18 protein-coding genes and 1 tRNA gene are annotated in these 17,299 nt (G+C 61.8%); all 19 read left to right on the top strand.

Features of this window, described 5'->3' with window-relative positions; translation table 11 throughout:
* The first annotated feature begins 69 nt into the window (after positions 1 to 69).
* The 19 genes from AC1PPL_RS15475 (at position 70) to AC1PPL_RS15385 (ending at position 17,299) form a co-directional block, all read left to right on the top strand.
* Positions 70 to 1,074 carry an NAD(P)H-quinone oxidoreductase gene (locus AC1PPL_RS15475; RefSeq protein WP_047350020.1) on the top strand — a complete coding sequence of 335 codons (1,005 nt, stop codon included), beginning with the start codon at positions 70 to 72 and terminating at the stop codon, positions 1,072 to 1,074.
* Complete coding sequence (tpiA, locus tag AC1PPL_RS15470) at positions 1,062 to 1,823, top strand: triose-phosphate isomerase (RefSeq protein ID WP_479973662.1); 762 nt, start codon at positions 1,062 to 1,064, stop codon at positions 1,821 to 1,823. Before AC1PPL_RS15475 ends, tpiA begins: the two co-directional genes overlap by 13 nt.
* 38 nt (positions 1,824 to 1,861) lie before the next feature.
* The gene (secG, locus tag AC1PPL_RS15465; protein WP_015912609.1) at positions 1,862 to 2,242 is read left to right on the top strand and encodes a preprotein translocase subunit SecG; all 381 of its coding nucleotides are present in this window, start codon (positions 1,862 to 1,864) and stop codon (positions 2,240 to 2,242) included.
* A gap of 128 nt (positions 2,243 to 2,370) precedes the next feature.
* Positions 2,371 to 2,455 (top strand) — tRNA-Leu (locus AC1PPL_RS15460).
* 76 nt (positions 2,456 to 2,531) lie between these two features.
* Entirely contained in the window at positions 2,532 to 2,891 is a 360-nt protein-coding gene (locus AC1PPL_RS15455) for an NADH-quinone oxidoreductase subunit A (protein WP_015912610.1), read from the top strand.
* A 24-nt stretch (positions 2,892 to 2,915) separates the two neighbouring features.
* Positions 2,916 to 3,395 carry a NuoB/complex I 20 kDa subunit family protein gene (locus AC1PPL_RS15450; RefSeq protein ID WP_011804399.1) on the top strand — a complete coding sequence of 160 codons (480 nt, stop codon included), beginning with the start codon at positions 2,916 to 2,918 and terminating at the stop codon, positions 3,393 to 3,395.
* A gap of 10 nt (positions 3,396 to 3,405) precedes the next feature.
* The gene (locus tag AC1PPL_RS15445) at positions 3,406 to 4,014 is read left to right on the top strand and encodes an NADH-quinone oxidoreductase subunit C (protein WP_015912611.1); all 609 of its coding nucleotides are present in this window, start codon (positions 3,406 to 3,408) and stop codon (positions 4,012 to 4,014) included.
* Positions 4,015 to 4,040: 26 nt separating this feature from the next.
* Positions 4,041 to 5,294: an NADH-quinone oxidoreductase subunit D gene (locus tag AC1PPL_RS15440; protein WP_011804401.1), complete on the top strand. Its 1,254-nt coding sequence runs from the start codon at positions 4,041 to 4,043 to the stop codon at positions 5,292 to 5,294.
* Positions 5,291 to 5,782, top strand: a complete 492-nt coding sequence (nuoE, locus tag AC1PPL_RS15435) for an NADH-quinone oxidoreductase subunit NuoE (RefSeq protein ID WP_011804402.1) — start codon at positions 5,291 to 5,293, stop codon at positions 5,780 to 5,782. The genes AC1PPL_RS15440 and nuoE overlap by 4 nt, the downstream gene beginning before the upstream one ends.
* Positions 5,779 to 7,140, top strand: coding sequence for an NADH-quinone oxidoreductase subunit NuoF (gene nuoF, locus AC1PPL_RS15430; RefSeq protein ID WP_479973661.1), 1,362 nt, complete (start codon positions 5,779 to 5,781; stop codon positions 7,138 to 7,140). The genes nuoE and nuoF overlap by 4 nt, the downstream gene beginning before the upstream one ends.
* 15 nt (positions 7,141 to 7,155) lie before the next feature.
* Positions 7,156 to 9,288: an NADH-quinone oxidoreductase subunit NuoG gene (gene nuoG, locus AC1PPL_RS15425; protein WP_123675101.1), complete on the top strand. Its 2,133-nt coding sequence runs from the start codon at positions 7,156 to 7,158 to the stop codon at positions 9,286 to 9,288.
* The gene (gene nuoH, locus AC1PPL_RS15420) at positions 9,285 to 10,361 is read left to right on the top strand and encodes an NADH-quinone oxidoreductase subunit NuoH (RefSeq protein WP_088887486.1); all 1,077 of its coding nucleotides are present in this window, start codon (positions 9,285 to 9,287) and stop codon (positions 10,359 to 10,361) included. Before nuoG ends, nuoH begins: the two co-directional genes overlap by 4 nt.
* A gap of 12 nt (positions 10,362 to 10,373) precedes the next feature.
* Positions 10,374 to 10,886, top strand: a complete 513-nt coding sequence (gene nuoI / locus AC1PPL_RS15415) for an NADH-quinone oxidoreductase subunit NuoI (RefSeq protein WP_015912615.1) — start codon at positions 10,374 to 10,376, stop codon at positions 10,884 to 10,886.
* 44 nt (positions 10,887 to 10,930) lie between these two features.
* Positions 10,931 to 11,596: an NADH-quinone oxidoreductase subunit J gene (locus AC1PPL_RS15410; RefSeq protein WP_015912616.1), complete on the top strand. Its 666-nt coding sequence runs from the start codon at positions 10,931 to 10,933 to the stop codon at positions 11,594 to 11,596.
* A complete protein-coding gene (gene nuoK / locus AC1PPL_RS15405; RefSeq protein WP_015912617.1) occupies positions 11,593 to 11,901 on the top strand; it encodes an NADH-quinone oxidoreductase subunit NuoK in 309 nt (102 codons plus the stop codon). The genes AC1PPL_RS15410 and nuoK overlap by 4 nt, the downstream gene beginning before the upstream one ends.
* 33 nt (positions 11,902 to 11,934) lie before the next feature.
* Positions 11,935 to 13,950 (top strand): NADH-quinone oxidoreductase subunit L, encoded by a 2,016-nt coding sequence (gene nuoL, locus AC1PPL_RS15400; protein WP_015912618.1) that lies wholly within the window; start codon positions 11,935 to 11,937, stop codon positions 13,948 to 13,950.
* Between the two features lie 13 nt (positions 13,951 to 13,963).
* Positions 13,964 to 15,439: an NADH-quinone oxidoreductase subunit M gene (locus AC1PPL_RS15395; protein WP_088887485.1), complete on the top strand. Its 1,476-nt coding sequence runs from the start codon at positions 13,964 to 13,966 to the stop codon at positions 15,437 to 15,439.
* A gap of 24 nt (positions 15,440 to 15,463) precedes the next feature.
* Positions 15,464 to 16,957, top strand: coding sequence for an NADH-quinone oxidoreductase subunit NuoN (nuoN, locus tag AC1PPL_RS15390; protein WP_015912620.1), 1,494 nt, complete (start codon positions 15,464 to 15,466; stop codon positions 16,955 to 16,957).
* 18 nt (positions 16,958 to 16,975) lie between these two features.
* Positions 16,976 to 17,299, top strand: a complete 324-nt coding sequence (locus AC1PPL_RS15385) for a DUF2818 family protein (RefSeq protein ID WP_015912621.1) — start codon at positions 16,976 to 16,978, stop codon at positions 17,297 to 17,299.

Raw genomic sequence — 17,299 nt, 5'->3', positions numbered from 1 at the left:
TGCTATTGAAATGAGAGCTGCTAACGCCCGATGGACGGGCGCTAGCGGCTCAAATGATTCAAAACTGCCATGAATGACGTGATGCAGGCCGTAGAGATTGCGGCGTTTGGCCCGCCTGAGGGGCTGCGTCTCGCCGAGCGCCCGGTGCCGCAGCCGGGAGACGGCGAGTTGTTGATCCGCGTGGCGGCCAGCGGGGTGAACCGCCCCGACGTGCTGCAGCGCAAGGGCAACTACGCGCCACCCGCGGGCGTCTCCGATCTGCCGGGGCTGGAAGTGGCGGGCGTTGTCGAGTCCGGCGATGCCGCCGCCATGGCGCAGGCGGGCCTTCGCGTGGGCGACCGGGTGTGCGCTTTGGTTGCGGGCGGCGGTTATGCGCAGTGGTGCGTCGCGCCTGTTGCGCAATGCCTGCCGGTGCCGCAGGGCTTGAGCGACGTGGAGGCGGCCTCCTTGCCGGAAACCTTCTTTACCGTCTGGAGCAATGTGTTCGACCGCGGCCGCCTGCAGGCGGGAGAGGTCCTGCTGGTGCAGGGCGGCAGTAGCGGCATTGGCGTTACGGCTATTCAGTTGGCGCGTGCACGCGGCGCCACGGTCATCGTCACGGCGGGTTCGGACGAAAAGTGCGCAGCCTGCCTGGCGCTGGGTGCGCACCACGCGATCAACTACAAGACGCAGGATTTCGTGGCCGAGGCGCGGCGCCTTACCGATGGGCGCGGCGTGGACGTAGTGCTGGACATGGTGGCCGGCTCCTACGTGGCGCGCGAGGTTGAGTGCCTGGCCGAGGACGGCCGCGTGGTCATCATCGCGGTGCAGGGCGGGCTGGATGCGCAGTTCAATGCGGGGCTGGTGCTGCGCAGGCGGCTGACCATCACGGGCTCCACGCTGAGGCCGCGTCCCGTGGCGTTCAAGGGCGCCATTGCGCAGGCATTGCGTGAGCATGTCTGGCCGCTGCTGGCGTCGGGCGCGGTGAAGCCGGTCATCCACAGCACTTTCCCGGCCGCGCATGCCGCGCAGGCGCATGCGCTGATGGAATCCAACCAGCACGTGGGCAAGATTGTTTTGACATGGACGACATGACACAGAAAAAGAAACTCATTGCCGGCAACTGGAAGATGAACGGCAGCCTGCAGGCCAATGCGGCGCTGTTGCAGGCGCTACGCGACGGCTTGGGTGTGCCCGGCTGTGGCGTGGCGGTGGCCGTGCCGGCGCCCTACCTGGCGCAGGTGCAGGCCTTGGTCGCGGGCAGCGAAATCGCTCTCGCCGCCCAGGATGTGTCGCAGCATGAAACGGGCGCGTTCACCGGCGAGGTCTCTGTGGGCATGTTGCGCGACTTTGGTGCACGCTACGCGCTTGTGGGGCATTCCGAGCGTCGCCAATACCATGGCGAAACCGATGCCGTGGTGGCGGCCAAGGCCCAGCGGGCGCTCTCGGGCGGCGTCACGCCGATCGTATGCGTGGGGGAAACCCTGGCGGAGCGCGAGGCGGGCCAGACCGAGACCGTCGTCAAGCGCCAACTGGCGGCTGTGATCCATGCCGTGGGGCACTGCGTGAGCGAGATCGTGGTGGCCTACGAGCCTGTCTGGGCCATCGGCACCGGCCGCACGGCAACGCCAGAGCAGGCGCAGCAGGTGCATGCGGTGCTGCGCGCTCAGCTCGCCGCCGCGACCGAGAGCGCGGACCGCGTGCTCATCCTGTATGGCGGCAGCATGAATGCTGCCAACGCAGCCGAACTGCTGGCGCAGCCGGATATCGATGGGGGCCTGGTGGGCGGTGCGTCGCTCAAGGCCGCGGATTTCTTGAAAATTATCGCTGCAGCGCATAGCTGACAAGCGCTGGTAGCTATTAAATTAGGAGTGATGGGATTATGGGACTGGTTGTGAACGTGATTCTGGCGGTGCAGATGCTGACCGCCCTCGGGATGATTGGGTTGATCCTGATCCAGCACGGTAAGGGTGCGGACATGGGGGCAGCCTTCGGTAGTGGCAGTTCCGGCAGCTTGTTTGGGGCCAGCGGCAGCGCCAACTTCCTTTCGCGCACTACGGCGGTCCTGGCGACGGTGTTCTTCGTGGCAACCCTGGCATTGGCATACTTTGGCAACCAGCGTCCGGTGAGCACTGGTAGTGTTCTGGAGACGCCCGCAGCGGCTGTCCCCGCCTCGACGGCGCCTGCGGTCGATGCCTCTGCGGCGGCCCCAGCGCCGGCGGTGGAGCCTGCCTCCGGCGCCGCTCAGATCCCGACCAAGTGAACGTTTGAGGCGTCGCAAAAAAACGCCTCATCCGTTTGTGACAGGGTTTTTCCGGGGTAGAATCCCGGATTGTCTGGAAAGCCAAAACCGTTATTTCCGGTCCTCATGCCATCCAGATGCATACAGCAGCCGTCGTGGTGAAATTGGTAGACACGCTATCTTGAGGGGGTAGTGGCGAAAGCTGTGCGAGTTCGAGTCTCGCCGACGGCACCAATCACAAGAAGCCGCCTCCCTGGTCCGCGTTGCGGGGCATGCGAGGCGGTTTTTCAGCGGTGAGCACATCTGCCAGATGAACCTCGATCAATACCTCCCAGTCCTATTGTTCATTCTGGTCGGCATCGGTGTCGGTGTGGTGCCGCTTCTTCTGGGCTATGTGCTTGGCCCCAATCGCCCGGATGCGGCGAAAAACTCCCCCTATGAGTGCGGCTTCGAGGCATTTGAAGACGCGCGTATGAAGTTTGACGTGCGCTACTACCTGGTGGCCATCCTCTTCATTTTGTTCGACCTGGAAATTGCCTTCCTCTTCCCTTGGGCGGTGACTCTGCAAGAGGTGGGGGTGACGGGCTTTGTCGCTGTGCTGGTTTTCCTGGCCATCCTCGTGGTGGGCTTTGCCTACGAATGGAAAAAAGGCGCCCTCAACTGGGAATGAGCCGCCGCTCAAAGGAATGACGCAATGATTGAAGGTGTGATGAAGGAAGGCTTCATCACCACGAGTTATGACTCCGTGGTGAACTGGGCCAAGACCGGATCCCTTTGGCCCATGACCTTCGGGCTGGCCTGCTGCGCTGTCGAGATGATGCATGCTGCCGCCGCACGTTATGACCTGGGGCGTTTTGGCGCGGAAGTGTTCCGGGCGAGCCCGCGACAGTCGGACCTGATGATCGTGGCCGGCACGCTGTGCAACAAGATGGCGCCCGCTCTGCGCAAGGTGTACGACCAAATGGCCGAGCCGCGCTGGGTCATCTCCATGGGTTCTTGTGCCAACGGCGGGGGTTACTACCACTACAGCTATTCGGTGGTGCGTGGCTGTGATCGCATCGTCCCTGTGGATGTGTATGTTCCCGGCTGTCCTCCGACGGCCGAGGCGCTGATCTACGGGATCATTCAGCTGCAGCAGAAGATCCGCCGCACCCACACCATTGCGCGCGCCTGAAGGGACGAAGATGACTGCTATTGCCATTCACCCCGAGAGCCTGCGGGACGTGGTTGCCTCCGCTCTGGGTGACCGCGTGCGCCAGATCTCGGTGGCGCTGGATGAGGTGACCGTGGTGGTGTCCGCTGCGCGCTATCTCGAAGCCATGCAAATCCTGCGCGATGCGCCCGATTGCAAGTTCGAGCAATTGATTGATCTGTGCGGCGTCGACTATTCTGCCTATGGCGCCACGGGCTCGGAAGGACCGCGCTACGCCGTGGTTTCCCATTTGCTGTCCGTTTCCCTCAACCAGCGGTTGCGCGTGAAGGTGTTCTGCTCCGACGACGACTTCCCCATCGTCGCCTCGGTTACCGACATCTGGAACTCGGCCAACTGGTTTGAGCGCGAGGCATTCGATCTGTTCGGCATCGTGTTTGATGGGCACAACGATCTGCGCCGCATCCTGACCGATTACGGATTCATCGGCCACCCGTTCCGCAAGGATTTCCCCTTGTCCGGCCATGTCGAGATGCGCTATGACGCCGACCAGCGTCGCGTGATCTATGAGCCCGTGACCATCGAGCCGCGCGAAGTGACGCCGCGCATCATCCGCGAAGACAAGTACGGAGGCCTGCACTGAGGCGGCGTGCCGCTTGGTGATCGACCATGGCTGAAATCAAGAACTACTCCCTGAACTTCGGACCGCAGCACCCGGCAGCACACGGCGTGCTGCGCTTGGTGCTGGAACTGGATGGCGAGGTCGTACAACGGGCCGACCCGCACATCGGGCTGTTGCACCGTGCCACCGAAAAGCTGGCAGAGCACAAGACCTACATCCAATCCTTGCCCTACATGGACCGTCTCGATTACGTGTCCATGATGTGCAACGAGCAGGCCTACTGCTTGGCCATCGAGAAGATGCTGGGCATCGAGGTGCCGCTGCGCGCGAAGTACATCCGAACGATGTTCGGCGAAATCACGCGCCTGCTGAACCACCTGATGTGGCTGGGTTCGCACGGCAACGACTGCGGCAGTTCCACGATCCTCATCTATACCTTCCGTGAGCGGGAGGACTTGTTCGACATGTACGAGGCCGTTTCTGGCGCTCGCATGCACGCGGCCTACTTCCGTCCGGGAGGTGTGTACCGGGACCTGCCGGACAGCATGGCCCAGTACAAGGTCAGCAAGATCAAGAACGCCAAGGCTATCGAGGAGCTCAACCGTAACCGGCAGGGTTCGCTGCTGGATTTCATCGACGATTTCACGCAGCGCTTCCCCAAGTGCGTAGACGAGTATGAGACCCTGCTGACAGACAACCGGATCTGGAAGCAGCGTACGGTGGGTATCGGCGTGGTGCCGGCTGAGCGCGCGTTGAACCTGGGCATGACCGGCCCGATGCTGCGCGGCTCGGGCATTGCATGGGACCTGCGCAAGAAGCAGCCCTATGACGCCTATGACCGTGTGGACTTCGATGTGCCGGTCGGGGTGACGGGCGATAGCTATGACCGCTATCTCGTTCGCGTGCAAGAGATGCGCGAGTCCAATCGCATCATCAAGCAGTGCGTCGATTGGCTCAGGGCCAACCCCGGCCCTGTCATCACGGACAACCACAAGATCGCGCCGCCCTCGCGCGAGGCCATGAAGTCCAACATGGAAGAGCTGATCCACCATTTCAAGCTCTTCACGGAAGGCTTCCGCGTGCCGGCCGGCGAGGCTTACGCGGCCGTTGAGCATCCCAAGGGGGAGTTCGGTATCTACATGGTGAGCGACGGTGCGAACAAACCCTACCGCCTGAAGATCCGCGCACCCGGGTTCGCGCATCTGGCCACACTCGACGAAATGGCGCGGGGCCACATGCTGGCCGACGCCGTGGCCATCATCGGCACCATGGATATCGTGTTCGGAGAGATTGACCGATGATTACCGAAGCGACCAAGCAACGTTTTGCCCGCGAAGTGGCGAAATACCCCGCAGACCAGAAACAGTCGGCGGTGATGGCGTGCCTGTCCATCGTCCAGCAGGAACAGGGCTGGGTCAGCGCCGAGAGCGAGGCCGTGATCGCCGAGTACCTGGGCATGCCCCAGATCGCCGTGCATGAGGTCACCACGTTCTACAACATGTACAACCAGCAGCCGGTGGGCAAGTACAAGCTGGCCGTCTGCACCAATTTGCCGTGTCAGCTGCGCCGTGGGCAGGATGCGCTGCACCACCTTGAGAAGAAGCTGGGCATTTCCATGGGCGAAACCACCGCCGATGGCCTTTTCACCTTGCAGCAATGCGAATGCCTGGGGGCCTGCGCCGACGCGCCCGTGATGCTGGTCAATGACCGCAACATGTGCAGTTTCATGGACGACGACAAGCTCGACCAGATGGTGGATGGCCTGCGCGCTGCGGAGGGCAAACAATGACCACGGCTGCACAAGTGCTGTCGCAGTTTCAGGCGACGGGCGTACAGACCTGCTTCCATGACCGCCATATCAATCCGCAGATCTATGCGGGCTTGAACGGCAGCAACTGGAGCCTCAAGGATTACGAGGCCCGGGGAGGCTACCAGGCCCTGCGCAAGCTGCTGGGCAAGGATGGTGGTGAAGGCCTGACCCAGGACCAGGTGATCGCCACCATGAAGGAATCCGGTCTTCGCGGCCGTGGCGGTGCGGGCTTCCCGACTGGCCTGAAGTGGAGCTTCATGCCGCGTCAGTTCCCTGGCCAGAAATACTTGGTCTGCAATTCCGACGAGGGGGAGCCGGGCACGTGCAAGGATCGCGACATCCTGATGTACAACCCGCACATCGTGATCGAGGGCATGATCATCGCGGCCTACGCGATGGGCATCTCTGTGGGCTACAACTACATCCACGGCGAGATCTTCCAGGTCTACGAGCGCTTTGAAGCGGCGCTGGAAGAGGCGCGCGCTGCAGGCTATCTGGGTGAGAACATCCTGGGCAGCAGCTTCAGCTTCCAACTGCATGCGCACCATGGCTTTGGGGCGTATATCTGCGGTGAGGAAACCGCGTTGCTGGAATCGCTGGAAGGCAAGAAGGGCCAGCCGCGCTTCAAGCCGCCATTCCCGGCCAGCTTTGGCCTGTACGGCAAACCCACCACGATCAACAACACCGAGACGTTCGCCGCGGTGCCGTGGATCATCCGCAATGGCGGTCAGGCTTACCTTGAGTGCGGCAAGCCCAACAACGGCGGCACCAAGATCTTCTCGGTGTCCGGCGACGTAGAGCGTCCAGGCAACTATGAAGTGCCCTTGGGCACGCCATTTGCCAAGCTGCTGGAACTGGCGGGTGGCGTGCGCAAGGGTCGCCAGCTCAAGGCGGTGATTCCGGGCGGTTCTTCCGCTCCCGTGTTGCCGGCGTCCATCATCATGGAATGCACGATGGACTACGACTCCATCGCCAAGGCCGGCTCCATGCTGGGCTCGGGCGCCGTGATCGTGATGGACGATTCCCGCAACATGGTGGAGAGCCTGCTGCGCCTGTCGTATTTCTACGCGCATGAATCCTGCGGTCAGTGCACACCCTGCCGCGAAGGCACGGGCTGGATGTGGCGCGTGATCAATCGTATCCAGCACGAAGCCGGGCGGGAGAGCGATCTGGACCTGCTCAATTCCGTCGCGGACAACATTCAGGGCCGGACCATCTGCGCGCTGGGCGATGCGGCAGCCATGCCGGTGCGCGCCATGCTCAAGCATTTCCGTCCTGAGTTTGAAGCGCTGATCCGAAACGCCCACCCATCGGGTTCCACCCCCGCCAGCGCCTGAACGCGAGTACAGCATATGGTTGAAATCGAACTGGACGGGAAGAAGGTAGAAGTCACCGAAGGCTGCATGGTGATGCATGCGGCCGAGAAGGTGGGTACCTACATTCCCCATTTCTGCTACCACAAGAAGCTTTCCATTGCCGCCAATTGCCGCATGTGCCTGGTGGAGGTGGAGAAGGCCCCCAAACCCCTGCCAGCATGCGCCACACCCGTGACGCAGGGCATGATCGTGCGCACCAAGAGCGACAAGGCGATCAAGGCCCAGCAATCGGTGATGGAGTTCCTGCTCATCAATCACCCGCTGGACTGCCCCATCTGCGACCAGGGCGGCGAATGCCAGTTGCAGGATCTGGCCGTAGGTTATGGCGGCGATTCCTCGCGCTACGGCGAGGAAAAGCGCGTGGTGGCGCACAAGGACGTGGGCCCACTGATCTCTATGGAAGAGATGACCCGCTGCATCCATTGCACGCGTTGCGTTCGTTTCGGCCAGGAAATCGCGGGCGTGATGGAACTCGGCATGGTGAACCGCGGCGAGCATTCGGAGATCACGACCGTGATCGGCGATACCGTCGACTCGGAACTGTCGGGCAACATGATCGACCTGTGCCCGGTGGGGGCGCTGACCAGCAAGCCCTTCCGCTACAGCGCCCGCACGTGGGAACTTTCTCGCCGCAAATCCGTGAGTCCGCACGACTCCACGGGCGCCAATATCATTGTGCAGGTCAAGAACCACAAGGTCATGCGCGTCGTCCCGTTCGAGAACGAGGATGTCAACGAGTGCTGGATTGCTGACCGCGACCGTTTTTCCTATGAGGCATTGAATTCCCCCGACCGCCTGACACGTCCCATGCTCAAACAGGGCGGGGAGTGGAAGGAAGTCGATTGGCAGACGGCTCTGGAATATGTGGCCAACGGTCTGCGGTGCGTCAAAACCGAGCACGGCGCCCAGAGCATCGGAGCGCTGGTAAGCCCGCACAGCACAGTAGAAGAGTTGTTCCTGGCCGGCGCGCTGGTGCGCGGGTTGGGTAGCGACAACATCGACCACCGTCTGCGCCATGCGGAGTTCGGCAAGGCCGAAGGTGTGCGCTGGCTGGGGACGTCCATCGCATCCCTGAGCACGCTGCAGTCCGTGTTGGTCGTTGGATCGAATCTGCGCAAGGACCATCCCTTGTTTGCACAGCGAATTCGGCAGGCAGCGCGCCATGGGTGTGCGGTAAACGCTATTAATTCAGTAGCGAGTGATTGGGCTATTCCGAATGTCCGCACCAAGCTGGCCCCAGCGGCCGGCTGGAGCACGGCGCTGGCGGAAGTCGCAGCCGCCATCGCTGCAGAGAAGGGCGTGGCTGCCCCCGTGCAAGGGGCTGCCACCAGCGAAGAAGCCCGGGCCATTGCTGCTGCATTGCTGACGGGGGAGCGCAAAGCCATTCTGCTGGGCAATGGTGCTGCCCATCATGCCCAAGCGTCGAGCCTGCTGGCGCTGGCGCAGTGGATTGGCGCGCAGACCGGAGCGACGGTGGGTTACCTGACGGAGGCCGCCAATACGGTCGGTGCGCAGTTCGTGGGTGCGCAACCTCAAGAGGGCGGGCTGAACGCTGCACAAATGCTGGATGGCCGCCTGAAGGCAGCCCTGCTGCTGAATGTGGAGCCTGAGCACGACTCCGCCTTGGGTGCTGCAGCGGCTCAAGCTTTGGCGCAGACCGACATGGTCGTCACGCTGAGCCCGTTCAAGACCAACCTCGAGTTCAGCGACGTGCTGCTGCCGATCGCTCCGTTCTCCGAGACCTCGGGCAGTTTCGTCAACGCCGAAGGGCGCCTGCAGAGCTTCCATGCCGTGGTCAAGCCGGCCGGCGAGGCGCGTCCTGCGTGGAAGGTATTGCGCGTGCTGGGCAATCTGCTCGGGCTGGAAGGCATGGACTACGAGACGTCCCAGGACGTGCTGGTCCGTGCGACCGGCAAGCCCGCAGGTGAGTGCACGCTGCTGCCGGCGGAGCGCCTGAGCAACGCCACATCGGCCGAGCCGAAGCTGGGCGGCGAGTGTGCTGAACCCGTCGTGGCAGCCATCTATCAGCTCGACAGCCTGGTGCGCCGCGCACCGTCGCTGCAACTGACTGCCGACGCGCGCGCGGCACGTGAAGGAGTCGCAGCATGATCGATGCAATCTACAACGGCGGCCTCAATCTGGTTGCCGCCGGATGGTGGACCGGGGTGGCTTGGCCCGTACTCTGGATCCTGATCAAGATCGTCTGCATCGTGGGCCCCCTGATGGGTGCCGTGGCCTACCTGACGCTGTGGGAGCGCAAGCTGCTGGGCTTCATGCAGGTGCGCATGGGCCCCAACCGCGTGGGCCCCTTCGGTTTGCTGCAACCTCTGGCTGACGGTCTGAAATTGCTCTCGAAGGAGTTGATCCAGCCCACGGCCGCGGCCAAGGGCTTGTTCTACCTCGGCCCGGTGATGGCCATCATGCCTGCCCTGGCGGCCTGGGTGGCGATTCCCTTCGGACCCGATGTAGCGCTTGCCAACGTCAATGCGGGTCTGTTGCTGATCATGGCCATCACCTCCATCGAGGTCTACGGCGTGATCATTGCGGGGTGGGCGTCCAACTCCAAGTACGCCTTTCTGGGCGCGCTGCGTGCGTCTGCGCAGATGGTGAGCTACGAAATTGCCATGGGTTTCTGCTTCCTGGTCGTCATCATGGTATCGGGCAGCATGAACCTGACCGAGATCGTGCTGGGCCAAGGGCAGGGCACGATGGCGGCCATGGGCCTGAACTTCCTGTCGTGGAATTGGCTGCCCCTGCTGCCCATCTTCTTGGTCTACCTGATCTCGGGCGTGGCCGAAGTGAACCGCCACCCGTTTGACGTGGTGGAAGGTGAGGCGGAAATCGTCGCCGGTCACATGGTCGAGTATTCAGGCATGGGTTTCGCCATCTTCTTCCTGGCCGAATACGCCAGCATGTGGCTGGTTTCCATCCTGGCGGTGGTGATGTTCCTGGGCGGCTGGCTGCCGCCGATCGAAGCCCTGGGCTTCGTTCCGGGCTGGATCTGGCTGGGCATCAAGACGTTCCTGGTGGTATCCATGTTCATCTGGATTCGCGCCACGTTCCCGCGCTTCCGCTATGACCAGATCATGCGTCTGGGTTGGAAGATCTTTATTCCGGTCACGCTGGTATGGCTGTTGATCGTGGGCGCCTGGTTGCTGTCGCCCTGGAACATCTGGAAATAAGCGGGGACATCCATGGCTGCTGTTGCTGCTCCTGCATCCTTTTCAATCAAGGATTTCTTCAAGAGCTTCATGCTCTGGGAACTGGCGAAGGGCATGGCCCTGACCGGTCGCTATACCTTCCGTCGCAAGGTCACTGTGCAGTTCCCCGAGGAGAAGACACCGTTGTCGCCGCGCTTTCGCGGCCTGCACGCGCTGCGCCGTTATGACAACGGCGAAGAGCGCTGCATTGCCTGCAAGCTGTGCGAAGCGGTGTGCCCGGCGCTGGCGATCACCATCGAGTCCGACGTGCGTGAGGACGGTTCGCGCCGTACCACCCGTTATGACATCGACCTGACCAAGTGCATTTTTTGTGGCTTTTGCGAAGAGAGCTGCCCGGTGGATTCCATTGTGGAAACGCAGATCTTCGAATACCACGGCGAGAAGCGCGGTGATCTGTACTTCACCAAGGACATGCTGCTGGCCGTGGGCGACCGCTACGAGCCCGAGATCGCAGCCGCCAAGGCGGCGGACGCCAAGTACCGTTGATCGGGTTGCCTCACCGCACCTGACTTTTTGAAAAGACCCGATTCATGGACGCCAAAACCGGTTTCTTCTACTTGTTCTCGGTAGTGCTGCTGTACGCGGCCTTCCGGGTCATAACGGCGCGCAACCCCGTGCATGCCGTGCTGCATCTGATTCTTGCCTTCTCGCAGGCCGCCGGCGTGTGGTTTCTGCTGAAGGCGGAATTCCTCGCCATCACGCTGGTGCTCGTCTACCTGGGCGCCGTGATGGTGCTGTTCCTCTTTGTCGTGATGATGCTGGACATCCGCATCGATACCGTGCGACGCGGTTTCTGGAAGCACTTTCCTTTGGCGGCATTCATCGGTGCCCTGGTGGCATTCGAGATGGCCGCTGTGCTCATGACTGGTTTTCGTGGCATCGAAGAGCCCAAGGCCGTCGAAGTGCTGGTGAATGCTGCGGGGCAGGTGGTGCCTTACTCGAACACCAAAGCCTTGGGCAAACTGCTCTACACAGAGTACCTGTACCCCGTTGAGGTGGCTGCGGTGATCCTGCTGGTGGCCATGATTGCAGCCATCGCCCTGACCTTGCGCCAGCGCAAGGACTCCAAGGCCATTGACCCTTCGGAGCAGGTGCGCGTGCGTGCCCGTGATCGCCTTGTCATGGTCCAGTTGCCCGTCACGCAGCAGGCCGCCGCGCCAGCAGTCCCCGAGTCCGCAGAGGAGAAGAAGCAATGACATTGACTCTGGGCCACTTTCTCTCGCTGGGCGCCATGCTGTTCGCCCTGGCGGTGATTGGCATCTTCCTGAACCGTAAGAACCTCATCGTCCTGCTCATGGCGATCGAGCTGATGCTGCTCGCGGTCAACATCAACTTCGTGGCGTTTTCTCATTACCTGGGCGATATGCACGGTCAGGTATTCGTGTTCTTCATCCTCACGGTGGCGGCTGCTGAGTCCGCCATTGGCCTGGCCATCCTGGTGCTGCTGTTCCGTAACAAGACCAGCATTGATGCGGAAGATCTCAACACCCTCAAGGGTTGATGGGTCGCCCCGGTACTTGCAAGGTTCTCAAGAATGAGTCAAACCCTTTCTGCTTCGACGCTGCTGGCGGTGCCCCTGGCGCCGCTCGTCGGCTCCGTGCTTGCGGGCATCTTTGGCACGGCCTTCGGCGGCAACTGGTTCGGTCGCCGTGCTTCCCATTCGCTCACCATCCTGGGGGTGTTGGTCGCCTTCGTGCTCTCGGCGATGACGCTCAAGAGCGTGGCTGTGGATGGCGCCCGTTTCAACGAGACCATCTATACATGGATGGTGGTGGGCGGTCTGAAGATGGAGGTGGGCTTCCTCATCGACAGCCTCACCGCCATGATGATGTGCGTGGTGACCTTCGTCTCCTTGATGGTGCACATCTACACCATCGGCTACATGGAGGAGGACGAAGGCTATAACCGTTTCTTCGCCTACATCTCGCTGTTCACGTTCTCCATGCTCATGCTTGTCATGAGCAACAACCTGCTGCAACTGTTCTTTGGCTGGGAGGCGGTGGGCTTGGTGTCCTACCTGTTGATCGGCTTCTGGTTCAACAAGCAGTCGGCGATCTTCGCCAACATGAAGGCCTTCCTGGTCAACCGCGTCGGCGACTTCGGCTTCATCCTTGGCATTGGCTTGATCGCTGCCTACGCGGGCACCTTCAACTACAGCGAGATCTTCGCCAAGTCGGGCGAACTGGGCGCGATTGGCTTCCCCGGCACCGACTGGATGCTGATCACCGTGATCTGCATCTGCCTGTTCATCGGCGCGATGGGCAAGTCTGCTCAGTTCCCGCTGCACGTGTGGCTGCCCGATTCGATGGAAGGCCCGACACCGATTTCGGCGCTGATTCACGCGGCCACCATGGTGACGGCCGGCATTTTCATGGTGTCGCGCATGTCGCCGCTGTTTGAGTTGTCGGATACCGCGCTGAACTTCATTCTGGTGATCGGCGCGATCACCGCACTGTTCATGGGTTTCTTGGGCATCATCCAGAACGACATCAAGCGGGTGGTGGCGTATTCCACGCTGTCGCAGCTGGGTTACATGACCGTCGCCCTGGGCGCATCGGCCTATTCGGTGGCCGTCTTCCACCTGATGACGCATGCGTTCTTCAAGGCCTTGCTGTTCCTGGGCGCCGGCTCGGTGATCATGGGCATGCACCACAACCAGGATATCCGCTGGATGGGAGGCGTACGCAAGTACATGCCCATCACTTGGATTACCTCTCTGTTGGGATCTCTGGCCCTGATCGGCACGCCGCTGTTCTCAGGCTTCTATTCCAAGGACAGCATCATCGAGGCGGTGCATGCCAGCACGCTGCCGGCTGCGGGCTTCGCCCATTTCGCCGTGCTGGCCGGCGTGTTCGTGACGGCGTTCTACTCCTTCCGTATGTATTTTCTTGTGTTTCACGGCAAGGAACGCTACGACCAAAATCCCGATGCGCACCACGGCGACCACCATGGCCACGATGACCATCATGAGCCGCATGAGTCCCCGTGGGTGGTGACCGTGCCGCTGATTCTGTTGGCCATTCCCTCCGTACTGATCGGCTTCATGACCATCCAGCCGATGCTGTTTGGCGATTTCTTCAAGGACGTGATCTTCGTGGACGCCGCCAAGCACCCCGCGATGGCGGAACTGGCGGAGATCTTCCACGGTCCGTTGGCCATGGCTCTGCACGGCCTGCAGACGGCACCGTTCTGGCTGGCACTGGCTGGCGTCGCGATGGCGTACTACATGTACATGGTCAACCCGGCGCTGCCCGCGGCCATCAAGCGTATGTTCCAGCCGATCTATACCTTGTTCGAAAACAAGTACTACCTCGACTGGATCAACGAGAACATCATCGCGCGTGGTGCCCGCGGCTTGGGCATTGCCCTGTGGAAGGGCGGCGACCAAGGCGTGATCGACGGGGCCCTCGTGAACGGCTCGTGGAAGCTCGTGGGACGTATCGCAGGCCTGGTGCGCTGGCTCCAGTCGGGCTATGTCTACCACTATGCGCTGGTGATGATCCTGGGTGTGTTCGCGCTCATGACTTATTTCGTCTGGCTCAACAAGTAGGAGAAAAAAGAAAATGGGTTTGTTGAGTCTTGCCATCTGGGTGCCCATTGCCTTCGGCACCCTCCTGCTGGCCTTGGGGCGCGATGAGCATGCACGCATGGTCCGCTGGCTGGCGCTCATCGGCGCGCTGCTGGGTTTGGCTGTCACGCTCCCGCTCATGGGCGGCTTCGACAACGGCAGCGCGGCTGCGCAGTTTGTCGAAAAGTCCATGTGGATCGAGCGCTTCAACGTCTACTACCACCTGGGTGTGGACGGCATCGCTTTCTGGTTCGTGCCGCTGACGGCGTTCATCACCGTCATCGTCGTGATTGCCTCCTGGGAATCGATCACCGAGCGGGTGAATCAGTACATGGGCGCGTTCCTGATCCTTTCGGGTCTGATGGTCGGCGTCTTCAGCGCCATGGACGGCATGCTGTTCTACGTGTTCTTCGAGGCCACGCTGATCCCGATGTACCTGATCATCGGTATCTGGGGCGGGCCGAACAAGATTTACGCGGCGTTCAAGTTTTTCCTGTACACGCTGCTGGGCTCGCTGCTCACGCTGATTGCGTTCATCTACCTGTACAACCAGTCCGGCGGCAGCTTTGACATCGCTACGTGGCACAAGCTGCCCCTGTCGGCGACCGCGCAGACCCTGCTGTTCTTCGCCTTCTTCGCGGCATTTGCCGTGAAGGTGCCAATGTGGCCGGTGCATACCTGGCTGCCCGATGTGCACGTGGAAGCGCCCACGGGCGGCTCCGCAGTGCTGGCCGCCATCATGCTGAAGCTGGGCGCGTATGGCTTCTTGCGCTTCTCGCTGCCGATCGCGCCGGACGCGTCGCACGAATGGGCCTGGCTGATGATCACGTTGTCGCTGGTGGCTGTGATCTACGTGGGGCTGGTGGCCATGGTGCAAAAGGACATGAAGAAACTCGTGGCCTACTCGTCGGTTGCGCACATGGGCTTTGTCACGCTGGGCTTCTTCGTCTTCAATGACATGGGTGTCTCGGGTGGCCTGGTCCAGATGATTGCGCACGGCTTCGTGTCCGGCGCCATGTTCCTGTGCATTGGCGTGCTGTACGACCGCGTGCATTCGCGCGAGATCGCTTCCTATGGCGGCGTGGTCAACACCATGCCCAAGTTCGCGGCCTTTGCGCTGCTGTTCACCATGGCCAATTGCGGGCTGCCGGCTACGGCGGGCTTCGTCGGTGAATGGATGGTCATCATCGCCGCCGTGAAGTTCGACTTTTGGGTCGGCCTTGGCGCGGCGTTGGCGTTGATCCTGGGCGCCAGCTATTCGCTGTGGATGTACAAGCGCGTCTATCTGGGCCCCGTCACGAACGACAACGTGCGCGGCCTGACGGATATTGGCGGACGGGAATTCCTTGTGCTGGGATTGCTGGCGATTGCCGTGCTGTACATGGGCGTCTATCCCAAGCCCTTCACGGACGTGATGGATGTGTCCGTGGCAGAGTTGCTCAAGCATGTGGCGCAATCCAAGCTCAACTGACCAGACTGAACCGAGAGATACGAGATGATTGACAACATCAGCTGGCTGGCGATTTATCCCGAGATCGTGCTGCTGGTCATGGCTTGCGTGATTGCCCTGGTGGATCTGGGCGTCAGCAGCGCGCGCCGCACGGGAACCTACGTGCTCACCATGCTCACCCTGGCGGTGGTGGCGGCGCTCCAGGCCATGTACGCGAGCAGTGGCAACACCTTCTATGCCTGGGGCAACATGGTGGTCAGCGATGCCATGGGCAATTGGCTCAAGTGCTTCGCGACCGTGGCCGTGATGGTCCTGCTCGTTTATGGCCGTCCCTATGCCGCGGACCGCGACATGTTGCGTGGTGGTGAGTTGTTCACGCTGACCATGCTCGCTCTGCTGGGGATGTTTGTGCTGATCTCGGCCAACAACTTCCTGCTGATCTATCTGGGCCTGGAACTGCTCACTCTCTCCAGCTATGCCCTGGTGGCCCTGCGGCGCGACAACACCACGGCCACCGAGGCCGCGATGAAGTATTTCGTATTGGGTGCTATGGCCAGCGGCTTCCTGCTGTATGGCCTGTCCATGCTCTACGGCGCCACCGGTTCGCTGGACATCGGCCAGGTATTCAAGGCCATCAACGCGGGGCAGATCCGTCACCAGGTACTGGTGTTCGGTCTGGTGTTCGTGGTCGCCGGGCTGGCTTTCAAGATGGGCGTGGTTCCGTTCCATATGTGGGTGCCTGACGTGTACCAGGGCGCGCCCACGGCCGTGACGCTGTTCATCGGTAGCGCCCCCAAGCTGGCCGCGTTCGCCATGACCATCCGCCTGCTGGTGGACGGCCTGTTGCCGCTGGCCATCGACTGGCAGCAGATGCTCGCGGTACTGGCCATCGGGTCGCTGCTGGTGGGTAACCTGGCTGCGATCATGCAGACCAATCTCAAGCGCATGCTGGCGTACTCGACGATCTCGCAGATGGCATTCGTGCTACTGGGCCTGATGTCGGGTGTGGTGCATGGCAACGTGGACGCCACCGCTGTGGAGAACGCCTACAGCTCCGCCATGTTCTACGTGGTGACCTATGTGCTCACCACGTTGGCGGCCTTCGGTGTGATCCTGCTGTTGGCGCGCGAAGGTTTTGAAAGCGAAGAAATTTCCGACCTGGCCGGTCTGAACCAGCGCAGCCCGCTGTACGCAGGCGTGATGGCCGTGTGTCTGTTCTCGATGGCCGGCATTCCGCCGCTGGTCGGTTTCTATGCCAAGCTGGCCGTGCTGCAAGCGCTGGTCGCGTCCGGGCAGGTACTGCACATCGCCTTGGCGGTATTCGCCGTCATGATGTCGTTGATCGGCGCGTTCTACTACCTGCGCGTGGTGAAGGTGATGTACTTCGACGCACCATTGACTGCTACCAGCGTGTCCGCACCGTTGGACGTGCGTGTGGTGCTGACCATCAATGGCGCTCTGGTCCTGGTCCTGGGACTGCTGCCGGGTGGGCTGATGGCCCTGTGCGCCGACGCCATCGTGCGCGCCCTCGCCACCTGACCGGGCGCCGCGGCTGCCATGACCCAGACGGGGGCCATCTGGCTGGTAATTTTGGCCGCCCTTGTGGCGGCCAATCTCCCTTTCATCAATGACCGGTGGCTGGTCGTCGGCGCGCGCGCCCGGGAAGGCAAACCCTTCTTCGTCCGCGCGCTGGAATTGGTGTTGCTGTACTTCCTGGTCGGTGGTCTGGCGTTGGCGCTCGAAAAACGGGCGGGGCAGATTGCGCCCCAGGGCTGGGAGTTCTACGCGGTCACCGGGGCGCTGTTCGTGACGCTGGCATTTCCGGGGTTCGTCTACCGCTACCTGATGCGTCGCCGCGACCGCAGTGCCGCCGAGGACTGA

This window comes from Diaphorobacter sp. B2A2W2 (assembly GCF_056730635.1).
This window is presented reverse-complemented; position numbering and strand designations above follow the sequence as displayed.